Raw genomic sequence first — 20,277 nt, 5'->3', positions numbered from 1 at the left:
AAGAGCGGCGGCCTGAAAGGGAACAGAGGGAATGAAGGTCATCATCTGCGGCGCGGGCCAGGTCGGTTGGCAAATTGCCCGCCAGCTTTCCGGAGAAAAGAACGATGTCACCGTCGTCGACGTCAATCCCGATCTGGTAAGGCGCGCGACCGAAACGCTGGACGTTCAAGGCATCACGGGCTTTGCGTCCTATCCGGACGTGTTGGATCGCGCGGGCGCGCGCGATGCGGACATGATCATCGCCGCCACCCATTCGGACGAGGTGAACATGATCACCTGTCAGGTCGCGCACTCGATCTTCGGCATCACGCGCAAGGTGGCGCGACTGCGCGCGCAGTCCTACCAGGACGCCATCTATTCCGACCTGTATCGCCGCGACCACCTGCCCATCGATGTCGTGATCAGCCCGGAGCGCGAGGTCGCCGAGGCGGCGCTGCAGCGGCTTGCCGCACCTTCGACCTTTGACACCGAAAGCTTCATGAACGGCAGGGCGCAGCTTCTGGGGATCGCGCTTGACGGTGAGTGTCCGGTCCTCAACACGCCGCTAAGACAGCTGACCGACCTGTTTTCGACCCTTCGGGCGATCGTGGTGGGCATTCGTCGCGATGGCCGTCTGTTTGCGCCCGAGCCCGGCGATCAGCTTTTCGCCGGCGATCAGATCTATGTCTTCACCCATTCCGAGGATGTGGGCCGCACGCTGGAAATCTTCGGCAAGACGACGAAGAAGCAGGAACGCATCGTCATCATCGGCGGCGGCAATGTGGGCCTTGCCGTCGCTCGCGCGCTTGAGGCGCGCACCGATCGGGTCCGCGCCAAGGTGATCGAGCGCAACCGCATCCAGGCGGAACGCGCGGCCGACATGCTGGAACGCACGATCGTCCTGAACGGCGACGGCATGGACATGGAACTGCTGATCGAGGCCAACATCGATCGGGCTGACGCTGTGCTGGCCGTCACCGACGACGACAAGACCAACATCCTTGCCGCGGTTCGCGCCAAACAGGTGGGGTGCAAGCTGGCAATCGCTCTTGTGAACGATCCGACGTTGACGCCTCTGATGGCGGCGCTGGACATCGACGCCTACATCAACCCGCGGGCGACCACCGTATCCTCGATCCTGCGTTACATCCGGCACGGCAGGGTGCGCGCGATCTATTCGATCGGCGACAGCGAGGCGGAACTGATCGAGGCGCAGGTTCTTTCGACCTCGCCGATATCCGGCAGGCTGCTGCGCGACGTCGAATTCCCCGAGGGCGTTCTGGTCGGCGCGCTGATGAAAGGCGACCGGGTCGTCAAACCGTCCGGCGACACCAAGATCGAGGAGGGCGATGTCATCGCGCTGTTCTGCATGACGGGCGACGTGCCCGAGGTGGAGCGGCTTCTCCAGGTCTCCATCGACTTCTTCTGAACGATGCATCGTCTGCGCAATGTCCCGGTTCTGGTGCTGCTGATGGGGATCGGCGCGCTCTTGATGTATTTGCCGGCGCTGCACGCGATCAGCATCAGAGACCACCATGTCGCGCGGGCCTTCTTCTATTCAGGCACGCTGTTTCTGATCCTGATCGCCCTGATCGGGTTCGCGACCGCGGCGGGCCGACAGGACGACACGCCCCGCGGGCAGCTTTTGACGCTGCTGGGGTGTTTCACGATTCTGCCGCTCATGCTGGCCGTGCCGGTATCCGAGGCGATTCCGGACACGTCATTTCTGAATGCTTGGTGGGAAATGGTTTCGTCTCTGACCACCACCGGTGCCACCTTGTTCGCGCCCGACCGGCTGCCGCCTTCGGTGCACCTGTGGCGCGCGCTGGCCGGGTGGATGGGCGGAGCGATCATACTGGTCTCTGCCGTCGCCGTATTGGCGCCGATGAATCTGGGCGGGTTCGAGGTTCTGGGCGCGGGTGGCGCCAGCGCAACGGGGTTGGCCGGAGCAGGCTTCAACCTGCGTGTCGTCGATCTCAGGGGGCGCCTGGCCCGGGCTTCCATCAGCATCTTGCCGGTCTATGTCGCCTTGACCGTCATCCTATGGATTGTGCTGATCCTTGCCGGGGACCCTTCGCTGATCGCGGCCTGCCATGCGATGTCCACGCTTGCGACCTCGGGCATCTCACCCGTCGGGGGAATGGCCGCAGCGCCTTCGGGTCCTGGCGGTGAAATCCTGATCTTCCTCTTTCTTTTCCTGGCGCTGACGCGCCGGTTTTACCCGTCGGGCAAGCTGCAGGTCGGCGCGCAACGGCTGTTTCAGGATCCCGAGCTGCGCTTCGGGCTGCTGTTCATCGTGACGCTTCCCGCGCTGCTGTTCCTGCGCCACTGGATCGGCGCGCTTGAGATCGACGAGGTTCCGGGCATCGGTCAGGCGCTGCTGGCGATATGGGGCGCCGTTTTCACCGTGCTGTCCTTCCTGACCACGACAGGCTTCGAATCCGCCAGTTGGGAAGAAGCACGAAACTGGTCGGGACTGGCTACGCCGGGGCTGATCCTGGCAGGGCTTGCCGTCATCGGCGGCGGCGTCGCGACCACCGCAGGCGGGGTCAAGCTGTTGCGTGTCTACGCGCTTTATCGCCACGGGGAACGCGAAGTCGAGCGGCTGGTTCACCCCTCTTCCATCGGCGGCTCGGGGGCCGTCGCGCGAAAGCTTCGCCGTCAGGGCGCACAGATGGCGTGGGTGTTCTTCATGCTCTTTGCGCTGTCCATCGCCGTGACGATGCTGGCGCTTTCGCTTTCGGGCCTCGATTTCGAGAAGACGACGATCCTGTCCGTGGCTGCGTTGTCCACCACCGGCCCGCTGGCCAACGTCGCCGGCAGCGCGCCGATCGACTGGGCGACGCTCGACGCCTGGGCCAAGACCGTGGTCGCGGCGGCCATGGTGCTGGGACGGTTGGAGACACTTGCCATCATCGCGCTCTTGAACCCCGACTTCTGGCGCAATTGACCCAGCGTCAGAAAAGCGGTGACGGGGGGCTGGAAAGTTTCCCAAACATACGCATACTCATCGCAAGCCTCCGGTGCAGCGCCGAGGGGCGATCAACCCCGCACGGATAGAAGGCGATAAACAAAATGGCTGCCGACAAACAGAATTTGCAGGACGCATTTCTGAACCACGTCAGGAAGACCAAGGTTCCGGTCACTATCTTCCTCATCAACGGAGTGAAGCTTCAGGGCGTCATAACGTGGTTCGATAATTTCTGTGTGCTTCTGCGCCGCGACGGACAATCGCAGCTTGTCTACAAGCACGCGATTTCGACCATCATGCCAGGGCAGCCGATCTCGCTGTACGAGGGCGAAGACTGAGCGGACTTGATTTGACGGGACAAGGCGACAACGGCACCACCAGGAAGGGGCCGACCAGGGCTCTTGTACTGCACCCTGACCTTAAATCCGAACGCCGCCGGCGCGCGCCTGATCTGGCGTTGGCCGAGGCGGTTTCCCTGGCCGCAGCGCTGCCCGACCTTGAGGTGACGGGCGCCGAGGTCGTGCGTCTGGCCAAGCCACATCCCGGCATGTTGTTCGGCGCGGGCAAGATCGAAGAACTCAAGGCGCGGATCCAGTCCGACGAGGTCGAACTGGTTTTGGTCGATGGCCCGGTCACGCCGGTTCAGCAGCGCAACCTCGAGAGGGAGTGGGAGGTCAAGCTTCTCGACCGGACCGGCCTGATCCTGGAAATCTTCGCCGATCGCGCGCATACCCGCGAAGGCGTATTGCAGGTGGAACTGGCAGCGCTGTCCTATCAGCGAACGCGGCTGGTGCGCGCCTGGACCCACTTGGAACGTCAGCGCGGCGGTCTGGGCTTCGTGGGCGGGCCCGGTGAGACGCAGATCGAGGCCGACCGGCGCGCGATCGACGAAGAGGTGCTCAAGATCCGCCGCCAGTTGGGCAAGGTGGTCAAGACGCGCGAACTGCACCGCGCCGCGCGGCGCAAGGTCCCGTTTCCGATCGTCGCGCTGGTGGGCTACACGAACGCTGGAAAGTCCACGCTTTTCAACCGCATGACGGGGGCGGATGTTCTGGCGAAGGACATGCTCTTTGCCACGCTTGATCCCACCATGCGCGGGGTGACGCTTCCTTCGGGCAAGAAGGTGATCCTTTCGGACACGGTCGGATTCATCTCGGACCTGCCGACGCAGCTTGTCGCGGCCTTTCGCGCGACGCTGGAAGAGGTCCTGGAAGCGGACCTGATTCTGCATGTCCGCGACATTGCCCACCCGGAGACCGAGGAACAGGCCGCTGACGTCCAGGACATTCTGGAGAGCCTGGGCGTGGACGAGGATGTTCCGGTCTTCGAGGTCTGGAACAAGATCGACCTTTTAACCCCGGATCAGCGCGCGGCCCTTCTGGTGCAGGACGCCCGCACCCCCGGAATTCACACGGTCAGCGCCCTGACAGGCGAGGGACTAGGCGCTTTGCTGGACGCGGTGTCGGGGGCGCTTGACGAAAAGCGCACCGTCGAAACCCTGACGATCGGCTATGACGAAGGCCGCGCACGCGCCTGGCTGCATGAACAGGGCGTGGTCAAGGATGAGCGTGACCGTGAAGACGGACACGAAATGACCGTGGCGCTTACGGAACGACAGCGCGCCGAACTGGACAGGATGCGGCAAGGGTAGGGGGGCCTTCCCCGGAAAGGACCGGCATGAGAACCGAATTCGACCGCGAACTGGAAGAGCGCCTGGTACGTTACGCAGGTATCGACACGCAAAGCGACGAAGAGGGCGAGGGCGCGCCATCGACCGAAATCCAACTGGTCCTCCAGCGCCTTCTGGTTGAGGAACTGGGCGAGATCGGCGCGAAGGACGTAAGACTGACCGATTACGGCGCGGTTCTGGCCACCATCCCCGCCACGGCGGACGGACCGGTGATCGGGCTTGTCGCGCATGTGGACACGGCACCGGCCTTCAACGCCACCGGGGTGAAGCCGCGCGTCATCCATAACTACAACGGCGGCCCCGTGACCTTTCCGGATGCGCCGGGCCTGATGATGACGCCGGAGGAGTTTCCGCACCTTGGCGAAAAGCACGGCCACGACATCATCACGGCCAGTGGCACGACCCTGCTTGGCGCCGATGACAAGGCGGGCGTGTCGATCATCATGACCGCGGCACGTCACCTGCTGGCCAATCCAGAGGTTCCGCACGGACCGATCCGCATCGCCTTCACCCCGGATGAAGAGATCGGCCGCGGCGTTGACGCGCGGCTGCCCGATGACCTTGGCGCCGACTTCGCTTATACGTTCGACGGGGCAACGGTTGGCGAGATCGAGTACGAAACCTTTTCGGCCGATGGCGCCATCGTGACGATCAAGGGGGTTTCGATCCACCCGGGAACCGCCAAGGACAAGCTGGTGAACGCGCTGCACCTTGCCGCGAAGATCACCCAGACCCTGCCGCACGCCTCGATGACGCCTGAGACCACCGACGGGCGGGACGGCTTCATCATGCTCTACGAGATGAAGGGCACGGCGGCCGAAGCGATGATGAAGTTCATCCTGCGCGACTTTGAGCTGGACGGACTGGCCGCGAAGGGCGCTCTTCTGCAGCAGGTCTGCGACGTCGTCGCGGCCACCGAGCCGCGCGCCGAAATCACCTGCCAAGTCCGCCCGCAGTACCGCAACATGCGCTATTGGCTGGAAAAGGACATGCGGCCGGTCGAACTTGCCCGCGAGGCCGCCCGCGCCATGGGGGTTGAGCCGATCTCGGTTCCCGCCCGCGGCGGCACGGACGGATCACGGCTGACCGAACTCGGCGTGCCGTGCCCCAACATCTTTACCGGAATGCAGAACATCCACGGGCCGCTTGAGTGGATTTCCGTGCAGGACATGGGATTGTCGACGATGACCTGTTTGAAGCTCGTGGAATTGGCGGCATCGCCGAAATAGGAAAAGCGCAAGGCAAGGGGGCCGCGAATGGCCCCCTCGAATCCTCTTGCGGGGTCTCTAGGCCGCCGCGCGCTCCGTGGCGCCGATGTGTGCGACGGACTTGCCCTCCAAAACCTGAGGCGCGGCCAATCCCAAATGGCCCGTATTGGACTTCAGCCAGTCCTTGGCCACCTTCAGGCTTTCGTCGGTCCCAGCCTTGTCCTTGCAGACGGTCACAGTGAAGCAACCATCGCCGGTCTCGACAATGTCGTAGCTGACAAGCCCCTGAACCCCGCCTAACAGCGTCTGAACCTCGCTCTTGCGATCTATCAGCAACTTGGTCAGTTCGACCGCGCCTTTCCCGGAATATGTGCGGATCATTACATGCATCGTCAAAGCCTCCCTTTGATCGATTGCCGTGAAACTGCCCCGCGCGCACCCGCGCGGCCTTCGACAGCTTGTGCAGCATATCAGGTTTTCGCCCCTCCATGTACGCGGCAGGCGAAGTCTGCGCCACTTTTGGCGCATGCCAAGGGGTTTCACCGTGGCGTCAATGACTTCGCCTGTGGATAACCATCCCGCACTTGCACCGGCGGAAACGGTGAAGCCTGAAAGACAGGCGGGGGGCCTGTCCTGGTGTCCTGGAACCTGTCATCGGACATGAAAAAGCCCCGTCATCGCGGGGCTTTTCATCGGTCATTCAAGTTCGATCGTTCCCGGCGGCTTCGAGGTGCAGTCGTAGAAGACGCGGTTCACACCTTGGACCTCGTTGATGATCCGCGTGGCGGTTTCCCCAAGGAAGTCGTGGGTGAACGGGTAGTAGTCGGCCGTCATGCCGTCGACACTCGTCACCGCACGGAGCGCCAACGCATAGTCGTAGGTGCGCCCGTCGCCCATCACGCCCACCGTCCGCATGGGCAGGATCGCTGCAAACGCCTGCCAGATCTCGTCGTAAAGCCCGTGCTTGCGGATCTGGTCGATGTAGACGGCATCCGCCTGGCGCAGGATGTCCAGCTTTTCGCGGGTGATCTCGCCCGGGCAACGGATCGCAAGGCCGGGGCCGGGGAAGGGATGACGGCCGATGAACGTTTGCGGCAGGCCTAGTTCGCGGCCCAGGGCCCGGACCTCGTCCTTGAAAAGCTCCCGCAGGGGCTCGACCAACTTCAGCCCCATCTTCTCGGGCAGGCCGCCAACGTTGTGATGGCTCTTGATCGTGACCGAAGGCCCGCCGCTGAACGACACGCTTTCGATCACGTCCGGGTAAAGCGTCCCCTGCGCCAGGAACTTCGCCCCGCCGACCTCATTCGCGTGTTTCTGGAACACGTCGATGAAGAGCTTGCCGATCGTCTTGCGCTTGACCTCAGGGTCGGAAACCCCCTCCAGCGCGCCAAGGAAAAGGTCGCTTTCGTCCGCATGGATCAGCGTCATGTTGTAATGGTCGCGGAACATGGTCACGACCTGCTCCGCCTCGCCCAGCCGCAACAGGCCGTGGTCCACGAAGACGCAGGTCAACTGGTCGCCGATCGCCTCGTGGATCAGCACCGCCGCGACGGAACTGTCGACGCCGCCCGACAGCCCGCAGATCACCTTCTGATCGCCGACCTGCTCACGGATCTTGCTGATCGCCTCTTCGCGATAGGCACCCATGGTCCAGTCGCCCTTGAAGCCCGCGAGCTTGACGAAATTCTCGTAAAGCTTCGCGCCCTTCGGCGTATGGTGCACCTCGGGGTGGAACTGCACGGCGTAGAAATTGCGCGCGACATCGGCTGTGACCGCGAAGGGCGCGTTGGGCGATGTGCCATATACCTCGAACCCTGGGGCGATCGCACTCACGTGGTCGCCGTGGCTCATCCAGACCTGTTCACGGCCGTCCGCGAACCAGCCGTCAAGGATATGCAACGCGGCACCTTTCGGGGTGACGAATGCGCGTCCGAATTCAGCCGTGCCGTGGCCGCGCTCCACCTTGCCGCCCAGGCAGTGCATCATCACCTGCTGGCCGTAGCAGATACCAAGGATCGGAACACCCAGATCGAAGACTGTCTTCGGCGGCATCGGCGCGCCGTCGGCAAAGACCGAGGCCGGGCCGCCCGAGAATATCACCGCCTTCGGTGCGAATTCCCGAAGGAAGTCGTCGGTGACGTTCTGGTACGGGTGGATTTCACAGTAGACGTTCAGCTCTCTCAGGCGGCGCGCAATCAGCTGCGTCACCTGGCTGCCGAAGTCGATGATAAGAAGGCGGTCATGCTGTGTCATGGCCGGGGAATAGGGGGCTTCCCGCGCTTGCGCAAGGGCCAAGTCAGGGCCGAAGCCGCTTTCCCGCCGCATCGAAGGACAAGGCGCGCGCGCGGTCGAAATCCAGTGCGATTTCCGTGCCCATCCTGTGATCGTGCTGACCGAAAAGTCGGACCGTCACCGTCTCGTCCTGCGGGGTCGTGACCAGCAGGTTCGTATCGCCCCCCAGCCTTTCCACATGGCTGATCCGGCCGCGTAGCGGACCCTGGGCCACGACACCAAGATGCTCTGGCCGGATTCCCAGCACCTCTCCCGGTGCGCCGAGGGGACCGGCCGCCAGGAAGTTCATGGACGGTGATCCCAGAAAGCCTGCGACGAACTGGTTTGCAGGATCGTTGTAAAGCTCCATGGGGCTGCCGACCTGTTCAATACGACCGTCGCGCAGGACGACGATCCGGTCGGCAAGCGTCATCGCCTCGGTCTGGTCGTGGGTCACATAGACCATGCACGCGCCAAGTTCACGATGAAGGCGCGCGATTTCCACCCGCGTGGCCATGCGCAGCGCCGCGTCAAGGTTCGACAGCGGTTCGTCGAACAGGAAAAGGTCGGGCTTGCGCACGATGGCACGCCCGATCGCCACCCTTTGCCGCTGACCTCCGGACAGTTCGGCAGGCCTGCGCTTGAGGTAGGGTTCCAGCGAAAGCATGCTTGCCGCCGTGGCGATGCGCTCTGCGATGACCTTGCGCTCCTCGCCAGCCTGCCTCAGTCCAAGCGCCATGTTGCCCTCGACGTCGAGGTGGGGATAAAGCGCGTAGGACTGAAATACCATTGATATCCCGCGCTTGGCCGGGGGTGTTCTTGTCACATCGCGCCCGCCGATCATGACGCGCCCGCCGCTTGCATCTTCCAACCCCGCGATCACGCGAAGCAGTGTGGACTTGCCACAGCCGGATGGGCCGACGAAGACAATGAACTCCCGCTCCGCCACTTCAAGGTCTATGTCCTTGAGGACATGAATATCACCAAAGGATTTCTGTACGTTTTCAAGCTTTAGTGCGGTCATTTCCAGAGTCCCGTGAGGTCAATGGCGTGTCCGGTGCGGATACTTTCGTCCGCGGCCAGGCAGATGGCTAATGAGACGACCGCGTCCTCCATGTGACGCGTCAGGTCAATGTCCTCGGCAATCGCGCGCAGCAGGAACTCCTGCTCGGCGTCACACAGCGCCTGGTGACCCGGTTCGTCGGGGAAAGACACGTCGCTGTCGCTGCCGTCGGCCCGGTGGATGCGCAACGCGCCAACCTTGGTATGTCCCTCGACGCTGTCGCTTTCCGGGTGCATCCCCGACAGGATCGAGACCGATCCGCCCGGCGAGATCACGTCCTTCACGAAATACGCGACCTCGGACATCATCGGGCCCCAGCCGGCCTCGTACCAGCCGACGGACCCGTCTTCAAAGACGACCTGGAACTGCCCGTAATTGTACATGTTCTGGGAAATCTCGTCGGACAGGCGCAGCCCCATGCCGTGAACGCGTACGGGCCTGGCATCGGTGATCTGGCACATCACATCGACGTAGTGGACGCCACAATCGACGATGGGCGGCGTGGTCTGCATCAGCGACTTGTGCGTTTCCCAGGTCGCGCCGGTGGATTGCTGGTTCAGGTTCAGGCGAAACACATAGGGCCCGCCAAGCGAACGGGCTTCGGCGATCAGCCGCTGCCAGGACGGATGGTGGCGCAGGATGTAACCGACGACAAGCTTGCGCGCATGGGTCTTCGCGCAAGCGACGACGCGGCGCGCGTCCGACACCGTCGTTGCCAAGGGCTTTTCCACGAAGACGTGGGCACCCGCCTCGATCGCGCGGCAGGCATAATCGGCATGGCTGTCGGAATAGGTTGCGATGACCGCGACATCCGGCCTTGTCGCTTCAAGCGCCTGATCGAAGTCATTGTAAAGTGGATAGGATTGCAGCTCGGGCGGAAGGGTGACGGCGCTACGGTTCACCAGAGAAACGATCTCGGCGGCGGGGTTGTTGTGATGGGCAAGCGCGTGGCTTTTCCCCATATTTCCAAGCCCGGCGATCAGAACTTTCATTTCACCGCCCCCGAAGTGATGCCGCGGATCAGTTGCCGCGAGAAGATGACGTAGAGGATCAGCACAGGCAGGATCGCCAGGCTGAGCGCGGAAAGCACCGCGTTCCAGTCGGTCACGAACTGGCCGATGAACACCTGAGAGCCAAGCGTCAGCGTCTTCGTCGCCTCACCCGGCGCCAGGATCAGCGGGAACCACAGGTCGTTCCAGATCGGTATCATGTTGAACACCGCGACCGTTGCCATGGCGGGTCGGACAAGCGGCAGAACCAGACGGAAGAATATCCGGTACTCACTCAGCCCGTCGATCCGCCCCGCGTTCTTCAGGTCGTCGGACACCTGACGCATGAACTCGGACAGGATGAAAACAGCCAGCGGAAGCCCCTGCGCCGTGTATACCAGGATCAGCGCCATCAGCGTGTTAACAAGGCCGGTCTGAACCATAAGGTCCAGGATCGCGACGGTTCCGATGCGGATCGGGATCATGATGCCAAGCGCCAGGTAGAGCCCCATCAGCGCGTTGCCTCGAAACCGGTATTCGCTGAGGGCGAAAGCTGCCATGGCGCCGAAAAGCAGGATGAAGGCCAGCGAGACCACGGTGACGATCATCGAGTTCTGGAAGTACAGAAAGAAGTCCCCCTGCCTCATGACCGTCTGGTATCCGACCAGCGAAAAGCTGTCGGCCGAGGGCAGCGCAAGGGGTTCACGGAAGATCGCCTTGCGCGTCTTGAACGAGTTGATCAGGATCACGACCACAGGGAACAGGGCGATCGCCGTCCAGGTCAGAAGCGCCGCATGCGCCGCAATCGAGTTCAGTGGGTTGTGGCGGGCCTTGTGCATCCTACTCCCTCAGAACTGATAGCGCCGCATGCGCGTCTGGATGGCGAACAGATAGATGCATACGCCCGCCAGGATGATCGCGAACATGGCCGTCGCGATGGTCGATCCCATGTGCGGGTCGCCCAGCTGCAGCTGGAAGCCAAAGAAGGTGCGGTAAAGGAAAGTGCCCAGGATGTCAGTCGAAAAATCCGGCCCGGCCAGCGCGCCCTGCGATGCATAGATCAGGTCGAAAGCATTGAAATTGCCGACGAAAGTCAGGATCGAGATGATGCCTATCGAGGGCAGGATCAGCGGCAGCTTGATCCACCAGAAGGCTGCCCATCCGGTAATGCCGTCAATCTCGCCCGCTTCGAGGATTTCTTCGGGAATGGACAGCAACGCCGCATAGATCAGCATCATCGGGATGCCGACGAACTGCCAGACCGAAATCAACGCCAGCGTCGTCAGAGCCGAGCTTTCGCGCCCAAGCCACGGGGCGAACAGAGATTTCAGCCCGACCGCGTCCAACATCGAGGGGGCGATCCCCCAGATCGGCGACAGGATCAGCTTCCAGGCGAAGCCCACGATGACGAACGACAGGATCGTGGGGATGAAGATGGCTGACCGGTAAAGCGCGGCGAAGCGCAGCCGCGGATGGCTGAGGATCGCGGCCAGCGCGATGCCGATCGGATTTTGAACGATCATGTGGATGAAGAAGAACCAGAAATTGTTCCCCAAGGCGTTCCAGAACGCCCCGGACCAGCGCGGATCGCCGAAAAGCGTTGCAAAGTTTGCAAGCCCCGTGAAAACGCGACCTTCTTCGCCTGATGTGTAAAGCGCCAGTCTGAGCGTGTTGAAAAGCGGCCAGATCATCACCGCGGTGTAGACAAGGACCGCCGGCGCGAGGAACACGATGACATGGGCGCGGGAACGGGTCGCCATTTCCTGTGCTCCTTTCGCTGCTTCGCCTTGTCGGGGCAGGGGGCATGGCGCCCCCTGCATGGGCCGCGTGCGGCGGCCGGTTTATGGCCTTACTGCTGCGGTCCGTACCAGGATGCGAGCCCGGCTTGCAGGCGCGCGGCCGCGTCCTCTGGCGACTCTGCCCCCCGGATCACGTTGGCAGAGGCGTTCCAGGTCTCGTTCTCAAGGTTCGGGGTTCCGCGCGACAGGATCTGGTAGGTCGATCTGATCGTCGATTGGCATTTGTCGCGCCAGGACACGAACTCCTGCGCCAGCGGGTCCGCCATCTCGACCGGGGCGGAGTTGAGCGAAAAGAAGCCGGGCAGGGCGTTGGCGTAGAGGCTGGCGAATTCGGCCGAGCCCACCCATTCCAGGAAGGTGCGGGCCGCTTCCGCGTTGGGGCTTGCCGCGTTGAGGCCGATCGCGATGTCGGTGTGGTCCGAGATGTAGCACTCATCGCCCGCGTTCACGACTGGCGGCGGGAAGGCGCCCATCTCGAAATCGGCCTGCGCGTTGAATCCCGAAATCTCCCACGATCCGGCCGGGTAGATCGCGGCACGGCCCAAGGTGAACAGGTTCTGGCTGTCGGGATAGGTCTGCGCCTCATACCCGTCGCCAAGATACGCTCCCCAGCGTGCGAGCTGGCGATACGGTTCCACCCAAGGCTCATCCGTCAGCTTCTGATTACCTGCGATCAGGGCGCGGCGCCCTTCCTCGCCCTTCCAGTAGTTCGGGCCGATGTTCTGGTAGCCCATCGTCGCCGCTTCCCACTGGTCGTTGGTACCCATCGCCATCGGGATGTAGGTTCCGTCCTCCTTGATCTTGTCGAGTACGGCAAAGAATTCGTCCACTGTCGCAGGCGGCTCGATCCCCAGTTCGGCAAAGGCATCCTTGTTGTAGATGAATCCGTGGATGACGGATGCCATGGGCACGCAGAATGTGTGGGCGCCGTCGTCCGTCTGCCACGCCGATTTGGCCACGTCCGAGAAGTTGGCCATGGCCCCAAGGTCGGACAGGTCGGCAAGCTTGCCCCCGTCGTAAAGCGCAAGCGAGGCGTCGAAGGGGCGGCAGGTGATCAGGTCGCCCGCGGTGCCCGCGTCAAGTTTAGAATTCAGCGCGGCGTTGTATTCCGCCGGGGCGGAGGGCGTAAACTCGACCTTTATGCCGGGATTGGCGGCCTCGAAGGCGGGAATGATCTGGTCCTGCCAGATCGACAGGTCGTCGTTGCGCCAGCTCTCGATCGTCAGCGTCACGTCCTGGGCCGCGGCGCCGGTCCCCAGCAAGGCTGTTGTCAGCATCAGGCCGGCAAGTGTTCTTCTGGTCATCATCCTCTCCCTTTGTTGGTCGTGTCAGGTCGGGTGTTCCGGCCGGGGCTGTTGATGTGCGCAAGCGCGGCGCGGAGGTTCTGGTTGCTTTCGCGAAGGGCATGCGCCGCTGCATCGGGGGACATTCCGCGGGCGATCAGGACGGCGGGCTTCGCGGCACCATCCGCGGCGGCAAGCGCCATCTCGGCCGCGTCTGCGCCGCATCCCGCGATCCGCGCCACGATGCCGCGTGCCCGTCCGCGCAGTTTTGCGTTGTCGGCGACAAGGCCAACCATCATGCCGTCGTAAATCTGCCCCAGGCGGATGCCCATCAGAGTCGACATCAAGTTCAGCGCCACCTTCTGCGCCGTACCCGCACCCATGCGGGTGGATCCGGCGATCACCTCGGGCGGCGTCGCGAGGCAGATGGAAACGTCTGCCAGATCGAAGATCGGAGCGTTTTCGTTGTTCGCGATCGCGATGACGCTGGCGCCCCCCGCGCGGGCGGCTTTCGCGACCGCCAGCGCGTAGGGCGTGCTACCCGACGCAGCGACCGCAACCACGACATCACCGCGTCGGATCAAGCCTGCTTCGCGCTCGGCAGAGGCGGCATCATCTTCAGAACTGCCGGGCATTCTGGAGTCACGGGGCAGGCCGCCCGCCATCAGGATCTCGATCCTGTCTGGGTCGATGCCAAAGGTTGCAGGCAACTCAAGAGCATCCGCCATCGCCATCAGTCCGGACGACCCCGCGCCGGCATACACGATGCGCCCGTCGCCACGCAGCGCGTCCGCCATCAACCCAGCACCAACTTCAATCGCGGGGAACGCGTGCGCGACCACAGAAAGGGCCTCTGATTGCCCCGAAAGCAGGCGCGTCAGCGCCTCGACCCCGGAACAGGTGTCGAGGCCCGTCGCGTCCGGATGCAGGTCCTCGGTGCGTGGCAGCGCCATTCGAATCCTCCTGTCACGAATACGATACCTATATAATACCTTTTGTCCAGAATTTTTGTCGTACGCAGAGAAATCACGACAGATTTAGGGATTTCCGCAATCCGGAAGCCCGTTTTTCACTTTCATAAACTCAATAGGTATTATATAGGTATCTTCATGACTATGAGCCCCAACCTGTACATCGGCATCGATGGCGGCGGCACATCAAGCCGCGCCGTGCTGGTTGATGGCGACCGGCGGATCGAGGTGCGCGGTGGACCGGCGAACGCCATGCGCTTCGACGCCGCCATGCGCGCCGTCAATGCGCTGATTGCCGATCTGGCGGGGCGTGCGGGGCTTGATCCTGGCGAACTGGTCCACGCCCTGGCGCATGTCGGGTTGGCCGGAGTGATGACGCCAGAGATGTCAGCGCGCGTGGCTGCGGCATTGCCCCTGCGCGACGCGGTGGTCACCGATGATCAGCCCACCGCCATAGCCGGTGCGCTTGGGTCGCGCTGGGGGGCGGTCGCGGCGATCGGCACAGGATCCTTCGTGGGGCGTCAGTCCGGCGCAGGGATCCGCGTTCTGGGCGGTTGGGGCCTGCCCATCGGAGACCAGGCTTCAGGCGCCCGTCTTGGCCGGCGACTGCTTGAGGAGTTGATGCTGGCGGTCGACGGGCTTCGCCCGCATTCCGACCTGACGCGGGATCTTCTTTCCGAGCACGAGAACAGCGCAGCCAATGTCGTGCTGTTTTCGACCGGGGCAAGCGCTGCGGACTTTGCGACCCTCGCACCGCGCATCGTCGCCTCGGCCTTGGCGGGTGATACGGTGGGCGCGTCCTTGATGCGGGAAGGCGCGGACTATATCCGCGCATGCCTGACCACCCTTGACCATCGCCACGACGAACCGCTTTGCCTGATGGGCGGCCTTGGCCCCGCCTATGCGGATTGGCTTGGGGCCGATCTCTCGGCCAGGGTAAAGGCGCCTTTGGGAACATCGCTTGACGGCGCGCTGGCGCTTGCCAGGCGGCGAGGGGAGGGCGGGGCATGACCATCGCCGAATACCTGGACCCCAAGCGCTGGCTAAGCCCCACGGGCGGACCGCTTTACGTTCAGTTGCGCAAAAGGATCGAAGCCGGCGTAACCGAAGGTATCCTGCCGCCGGACACGCCATTGCCGCCGGAAAGGGAAATCGCGGCGCTGACGGAACTGTCGCGTGTCACCGTCCGCAAGGCGATCGCAGAGCTTGTGGACAAGGGCCTTGTCGTGCAACGGCAAGGGTCGGGGTCCTCGATCGCGCCGGGCCGACCGCGTGTCCAACAGTCACTGTCCCGCCTGACATCCTTTACCGAGGACATGGCCCGGCGCGGGCTTGGATCGGCCTCTCACTGGCTTGAGCGGGGCCTTTTCCTGCCGTCGCCCGATGAGGTGCTGACACTGGGACTGGGATCTGACGACCAGGTCGCGCGGCTGGCGCGTCTGCGGTTGGCGGACGGTCGACCGATGGCGGTTGAGCGCGCCTCGCTTCCCCCTGACATCCTGCCGAACCCGCTGGCTGTCAGTCATTCACTTTACGAAGTGCTGGCGCAGGCGGGGGTTCGACCCGTTCGCGCCATCCAGAAGATCTCCGCCGTTAACCTGACCGAAGCCGACGCCGCCCTTCTGGGCCTGCCGGCCGGCGCCGCCGGTCTGCGGATCGAGCGGATATCCTATCTGCCGGAGGGCCGGGTGGCAGAGTTCACCCGTTCGCTATATCGCGGCGACGCCTACGATTTTGTCGCCGAACTTCGCATCCCGGAGCAAGGCGCATGACCACAAGCCAGATGCAGCGCGAGCTGTTGGAGATCCCCGAAGCGGTGGCGCGGCTCTTGGACAAGGGCGGTCCCGCGATCCGTGCCACGGCCAAATCCGCGCGCGACCTTGATCCGGCCTATATCGCGACGATTGCGCGCGGGTCCTCGGATCACGCCTGCACCTACCTTAAATATGCTGCCGAACTGACGCTTGGGCTTCCCGTCGCCTCGCTTGGTCCTTCGATCGCCTCGATCTATGGCGCGCGCCTGAAGCTTGGGGGGGCGCTATGCCTGTCGGTTTCGCAATCCGGGAAAAGCCCCGACATCGTGCAGCTGACCAGCGCCGCGCGCCAGGCGGGGGCGCTTACGGTGGCGGTGACGAACAACCTCAGTTCCCCCCTGTGCGAGGCCGCGGAGGCGATACTGGACATTCACGCAGGAGCCGAGCTTTCCGTCGCGGCGACGAAGACCTTCGTCACTTCGGCCGTCGCGGGTCTGGCGATGATCGCTGAATGGGCCGGCGACGCGCGTCTGCGCGCCGCGATTGCCAACCTTCCCGCGCAGCTTGACGCTGCGGCGCGCACCGACTGGTCGCCGCTGGCCGAGGTGATGCGCGAAGCCGGCTCACTTTACACGATCGGGCGCGGGCCATCCTTCGCGATTTCCGGCGAGGCGGCGCTTAAATTCAAGGAAACCTGCCAGATCCACGCCGAAAGCTATTCATCGGCCGAAGTTCTGCATGGTCCGGTGTCGATCGTGGGTGCGGACTTCCCTGTGCTGGCCCTGACCGCCGCCGACGCGGCGCAAGAAAGCGTGGTAGAGGTCGCGGACGCGTTGGCGGGGAAGGGCGCACGCGTCTTCGCAACTTCGGACCGCGCACGAAAGGCGACGCCGCTTCCGTTTGTTCGTACCGATCACCCGCTGACAGACCCGATCGCGCTGATCGTCAGCTTCTACGCCATGGTTGAACAGGTGGCACGTTCGCGTGGCGTCAATCCGGACACGCCACGCCATCTGAACAAGGTGACCCAGACGCTATGACGACGATCGCATACACGGCCGCGCGCATCTTCGACGGAGAGCATCTTGGCCCCGGCGCCTTGATCGTCCAGGACGGCCACGTCGTCGGGATCGCACCGGCCGCCCCCTGCGATGCCAAACACGTCGACCTGGGGCAGGGCACGATCGCCCCCGGCTTCGTCGATCTTCAACTGAATGGCGGTGACGGCGTGATGCTGAACGATGCGCCGACGGTTGAAACCCTTGAGCGCATGGGCAAGGCGCATGGCGGTCTTGGCGCCACCACGATCTTCCCGACACTGATCACGGACACGCCCGAGAAGACCCGAGCCGCTGTCAAGGCGACCGAGGCCGCGGTGGCGGCGGCTGTGCCAGGGATCGCTGGACTTCATCTGGAAGGGCCGCACCTTTCGATTGCGCGCAAGGGTGCGCACGACCCACGCCTGATCCGCCCGATGGAGGGCGCAGATGTAGGCTTCCTTGCCGATGCCGCGCGTCGATTGCCGCGTCTTATGGTGACGGTCGCACCCGAGTCCGTGAAACCGGAACAGATCAGGGCGCTTTGCGCGGCGGGCATCATCGTGTCTTTGGGCCACACGGACGCGGACTATGACACCTGTCTGGTGGCGGTCGGGGCAGGGGCTAGGGTGGCAACGCACCTGTTCAACGCCATGAGCCAGCTTGGCAGCCGCAATCCGGGCCTTGTCGGAGCCGCACTGGATTGCGGCGGGCTAAGCGCGGGATTGATCGCTGATGGCATTCATGCGCATCCGGCAGTCATCCGTGCGGCATTGGCGGCCAAGCGAGGTCCGGGGCAGATCTTCCTGGTCTCGGACGCGATGGCGACCGCAGGATCCGGGATCGTTCGATTCACGCTCAACGGTCGGCAGATCCTGCGCAATGACGGCCGGCTGACGCTTGAGGACGGAACGCTTGCCGGTGCCGACCTGGATCTCGCCGGCGCGCTCAGGGTCATGACACGCGATGTCGGTTTGCCGCTGGATCGCGCACTGGCGATGGCGACCTCGGTTCCGGCGGGCGTTGCCGGACTGCATGACCGATGCGGGCATCTGTCGCCGGGACGCTCAGCGGATTTCGTGTTCCTTGATCAGGGCCTGCATCTTGCCGGAGTATGGCGCAGAGGAGTTCGGCTGGACCTTGCGCCAGCGGCAGGGGCAACTGCTTGACAGCCAGATGTGTGCATCCGGTTATCCGATAATCGGTATTATGTAAACCAAGGGAAGCCAGACGAACTAAACATCGCTGGACCGTTGCGGTCTACACGGTTACACGTCTTGCGCCCACCCTCAGCCTCGGAGATCGCATGCCCTTCGACCGCACCATAAAGATCGCTCCATCGATCCTGTCCGCAGATTTCGCGAACTTCGGCCAGGAAATCCGCGCCATCGAAGCCCAAGGCGCCGACTGGGTTCATGTGGATGTCATGGATGGACATTTCGTGCCGAACCTGACGTTCGGGCCCGCCATGTGCAAGGCGATCCGGCCGCATATCAAGACTGTCATGGACGTGCACCTGATGATCGCGCCAGTCGACCCCTACATAAATGCCTTTGCCGAGGCCGGTGCGGACGTGATCACAGCGCATGTCGAGGCTGGGCCCCACATTCACCGCACGCTACAAGCCATTCGCGCAACAGGAAAAAAATCGGGCCTTGCTCTGAACCCTGGTACGCCGGCAGCAGCGGCGGCTGACCTGCTGGATATGGTGGACGTGATCTGCGTGATGACGGTGAACCCCGGATTCGGCGGACAAAAATTCATTCATTCTCAATTGGATAAGATCCGTTCCTTTCGCAAGATGATCGGCGATCGCCCCATCCACATCGAGATCGACGGTGGTATCACATCCGAAACCGCGCCGCTGGTCACCGCCGCGGGCGCGGACGTGCTTGTCGCGGGTTCGGGCGTGTTTTCGGGCGGTTCGGTCGACAAACCGGAAGTCTACGGCCAGAATATAGCCGCCATCCGCGCCGCGGCGACCGCCGCGCAAGCCTGAGGAGAAGATCATGGCCGTCAGCCCTCCCGTCTGCAATTTCGGCTGGAAAGCACCGGACTTCACCCTGCCCGGAACCGACGGGCGGAATTGGTCGCTGAAGGACATAGCCGGCCCGAAGGGTGCGCTGATCATGTTCATCTGCAACCATTGCCCCTATGTCCGTTCCGTTCTTGACCGGATCCTGCGCGACGCTCGTGAGCTTCAGTCACTTGGCATCGGCGTGGCAGCGATATGCGCGAACGACGCGACCGCCTACCCCGACGACAGTTTCGCAAACATGCGCGCGCTGGCGGACTCCGAAGGATTTACGTTTCCCTATCTTCACGACGAAACGCAGGACGTGGCGCGGGCCTATGACGCCGCCTGCACGCCTGATTTCTTTGGCTTCAACGCGGCCGGTGAACTGCAGTATCGCGGCCGGCTTGATGCCTCGGGCCGGCAGGCCGCGTCCCCGGATGCCCGGCGTGAACTGTTCGAAGCCATGAAGCTTGTGGCAGAAACCGGCGAGGGGCCGCGGGAACAGGTCGCCTCGATGGGGTGCTCTATCAAATGGCGGACCTGACCGCCCTGCCCTCGGTCATTTTCGATCTGGATGGCACGCTGCTGGACTCCGTGCCGGACATCCAGGCGGCTGTGAACCGGATGTTGGCCGAAGAAGGGCTGGCGCCACTTTCGCGGTCAACGGTTCAAGGGTTCGTCGGGAACGGCCTGCCGGTTCTGGTTGCGCGTGTGATGAAGGAATGCGGCATCGACGAAAGTCGCCACGCCGAGCTGGCCGCGCGTGTCAGCGCCGATTATTCAGCCCACGCCGCGGTCGAAACCGTCGTCTTTCCCGGCGTGATCGAGGCCCTTGAAACTCTTCGGAACAAGGGGCATCGGCTGGGAATCTGCACGAACAAGCCCAACGGCGCCACAAATGCCGTTCTTAGGTCGCTTGACCTGCTTGACCGGTTTGATGCCATCATAGCTGGCGACAGCCTGCCCCAGAAGAAGCCTGCGCCGGAGCCTTTGCTTGCCGCCCGCGACGCCCTGGGCACCAAAGCGATATTTGTCGGCGACAGCGAGGTTGACGCGGCAACGGCCCAGGCAGCCGGCATGGCATTCGTGCTCTACACCGAAGGCTATCTGCGCGTTCCGAAGGATGAAATCAGCTTTGCCGCAGAGTTTTTCCATTTCGACGAACTGCCGGCTATCATTCAGGATCTGTCGGCCGGGCGTTAACATATTCGATTGTTGAAATATAAAGGCCCGATACCTACCTTG

The 20,277-nt window shown here is 63.2% G+C and carries 20 protein-coding genes; 12 read left to right on the top strand and 8 right to left on the bottom strand.

Going from position 1 to position 20,277, the window contains the following annotated elements:
• The first annotated feature begins 31 nt into the window (after positions 1-31).
• The 5 genes from trkA to pepT all read left to right on the top strand — a co-directional run bounded on the left by trkA (position 32) and on the right by pepT (position 5,869).
• Positions 32-1,408, top strand: coding sequence for a Trk system potassium transporter TrkA (trkA, locus tag OEW28_RS15345; RefSeq protein ID WP_263735672.1), 1,377 nt, complete (start codon positions 32-34; stop codon positions 1,406-1,408).
• A 3-nt stretch (positions 1,409-1,411) separates the two neighbouring features.
• Positions 1,412-2,929, top strand: coding sequence for a TrkH family potassium uptake protein (locus OEW28_RS15340; RefSeq protein WP_263735671.1), 1,518 nt, complete (start codon positions 1,412-1,414; stop codon positions 2,927-2,929).
• Positions 2,930-3,054: 125 nt separating this feature from the next.
• Entirely contained in the window at positions 3,055-3,288 is a 234-nt protein-coding gene (gene hfq / locus OEW28_RS15335) for an RNA chaperone Hfq (protein WP_107323454.1), read from the top strand.
• Between the two features lie 11 nt (positions 3,289-3,299).
• Positions 3,300-4,601 carry a GTPase HflX gene (gene hflX, locus OEW28_RS15330; RefSeq protein ID WP_263735670.1) on the top strand — a complete coding sequence of 434 codons (1,302 nt, stop codon included), beginning with the start codon at positions 3,300-3,302 and terminating at the stop codon, positions 4,599-4,601.
• A gap of 26 nt (positions 4,602-4,627) precedes the next feature.
• Positions 4,628-5,869, top strand: a complete 1,242-nt coding sequence (pepT, locus tag OEW28_RS15325; RefSeq protein WP_263735669.1) for a peptidase T — start codon at positions 4,628-4,630, stop codon at positions 5,867-5,869.
• A gap of 57 nt (positions 5,870-5,926) precedes the next feature.
• On the opposite strand, the gene OEW28_RS15320 is transcribed toward pepT, so the two are convergent.
• From OEW28_RS15320 to OEW28_RS15285, 8 genes are all read right to left on the bottom strand, one after another.
• Positions 5,927-6,229 carry a hypothetical protein gene (locus OEW28_RS15320; protein ID WP_263735668.1) on the bottom strand — a complete coding sequence of 101 codons (303 nt, stop codon included), beginning with the start codon at positions 6,227-6,229 and terminating at the stop codon, positions 5,927-5,929.
• 315 nt (positions 6,230-6,544) lie between these two features.
• The gene (gene guaA, locus OEW28_RS15315; RefSeq protein ID WP_263735667.1) at positions 6,545-8,101 is read right to left on the bottom strand and encodes a glutamine-hydrolyzing GMP synthase; all 1,557 of its coding nucleotides are present in this window, start codon (positions 8,099-8,101) and stop codon (positions 6,545-6,547) included.
• A gap of 43 nt (positions 8,102-8,144) precedes the next feature.
• Positions 8,145-9,143 (bottom strand): ABC transporter ATP-binding protein, encoded by a 999-nt coding sequence (locus tag OEW28_RS15310; protein ID WP_263735666.1) that lies wholly within the window; start codon positions 9,141-9,143, stop codon positions 8,145-8,147.
• Positions 9,140-10,174, bottom strand: coding sequence for a Gfo/Idh/MocA family protein (locus tag OEW28_RS15305; protein ID WP_263735665.1), 1,035 nt, complete (start codon positions 10,172-10,174; stop codon positions 9,140-9,142). The genes OEW28_RS15310 and OEW28_RS15305 overlap by 4 nt, the downstream gene beginning before the upstream one ends.
• Positions 10,171-11,010, bottom strand: coding sequence for a carbohydrate ABC transporter permease (locus OEW28_RS15300; RefSeq protein WP_263735664.1), 840 nt, complete (start codon positions 11,008-11,010; stop codon positions 10,171-10,173). The genes OEW28_RS15305 and OEW28_RS15300 overlap by 4 nt, the downstream gene beginning before the upstream one ends.
• A 9-nt stretch (positions 11,011-11,019) precedes the next feature.
• Positions 11,020-11,931 (bottom strand): carbohydrate ABC transporter permease, encoded by a 912-nt coding sequence (locus OEW28_RS15295; protein WP_263735663.1) that lies wholly within the window; start codon positions 11,929-11,931, stop codon positions 11,020-11,022.
• A gap of 89 nt (positions 11,932-12,020) precedes the next feature.
• Positions 12,021-13,274 (bottom strand): ABC transporter substrate-binding protein, encoded by a 1,254-nt coding sequence (locus tag OEW28_RS15290; protein ID WP_263735662.1) that lies wholly within the window; start codon positions 13,272-13,274, stop codon positions 12,021-12,023.
• Complete coding sequence (locus OEW28_RS15285; protein WP_263735661.1) at positions 13,274-14,206, bottom strand: N-acetylmuramic acid 6-phosphate etherase; 933 nt, start codon at positions 14,204-14,206, stop codon at positions 13,274-13,276. Before OEW28_RS15285 ends, OEW28_RS15290 begins: the two co-directional genes overlap by 1 nt.
• A 156-nt stretch (positions 14,207-14,362) precedes the next feature.
• Here OEW28_RS15285 and OEW28_RS15280 point away from each other — a divergent pair, with 156 nt between their 5' ends.
• The 7 genes from OEW28_RS15280 to gph all read left to right on the top strand — a co-directional run bounded on the left by OEW28_RS15280 (position 14,363) and on the right by gph (position 20,235).
• Positions 14,363-15,235: a glucosamine kinase nucleotide-binding domain-containing protein gene (locus tag OEW28_RS15280; RefSeq protein WP_263735660.1), complete on the top strand. Its 873-nt coding sequence runs from the start codon at positions 14,363-14,365 to the stop codon at positions 15,233-15,235.
• Entirely contained in the window at positions 15,232-15,996 is a 765-nt protein-coding gene (locus OEW28_RS15275) for a GntR family transcriptional regulator (protein WP_263735659.1), read from the top strand. Before OEW28_RS15280 ends, OEW28_RS15275 begins: the two co-directional genes overlap by 4 nt.
• Positions 15,993-17,018: an SIS domain-containing protein gene (locus OEW28_RS15270; protein ID WP_263735658.1), complete on the top strand. Its 1,026-nt coding sequence runs from the start codon at positions 15,993-15,995 to the stop codon at positions 17,016-17,018. Before OEW28_RS15275 ends, OEW28_RS15270 begins: the two co-directional genes overlap by 4 nt.
• Complete coding sequence (gene nagA, locus OEW28_RS15265; RefSeq protein ID WP_263735657.1) at positions 17,015-18,184, top strand: N-acetylglucosamine-6-phosphate deacetylase; 1,170 nt, start codon at positions 17,015-17,017, stop codon at positions 18,182-18,184. The genes OEW28_RS15270 and nagA overlap by 4 nt, the downstream gene beginning before the upstream one ends.
• Before the next feature lie 137 nt (positions 18,185-18,321).
• Positions 18,322-19,014 carry a ribulose-phosphate 3-epimerase gene (gene rpe / locus OEW28_RS15260; protein ID WP_263735656.1) on the top strand — a complete coding sequence of 231 codons (693 nt, stop codon included), beginning with the start codon at positions 18,322-18,324 and terminating at the stop codon, positions 19,012-19,014.
• Between the two features lie 10 nt (positions 19,015-19,024).
• Entirely contained in the window at positions 19,025-19,576 is a 552-nt protein-coding gene (locus OEW28_RS15255) for a thioredoxin family protein (protein ID WP_263735655.1), read from the top strand.
• A 5-nt stretch (positions 19,577-19,581) separates the two neighbouring features.
• Complete coding sequence (gene gph, locus OEW28_RS15250; RefSeq protein WP_412174809.1) at positions 19,582-20,235, top strand: phosphoglycolate phosphatase; 654 nt, start codon at positions 19,582-19,584, stop codon at positions 20,233-20,235.
• The last annotated feature ends 42 nt before the right edge of the window (positions 20,236-20,277 follow it).

The organism is Albidovulum marisflavi (assembly GCF_025751435.1).
Lineage (GTDB): Bacteria > Pseudomonadota > Alphaproteobacteria > Rhodobacterales > Rhodobacteraceae > Albidovulum > Albidovulum marisflavi.
This window is presented reverse-complemented; position numbering and strand designations above follow the sequence as displayed.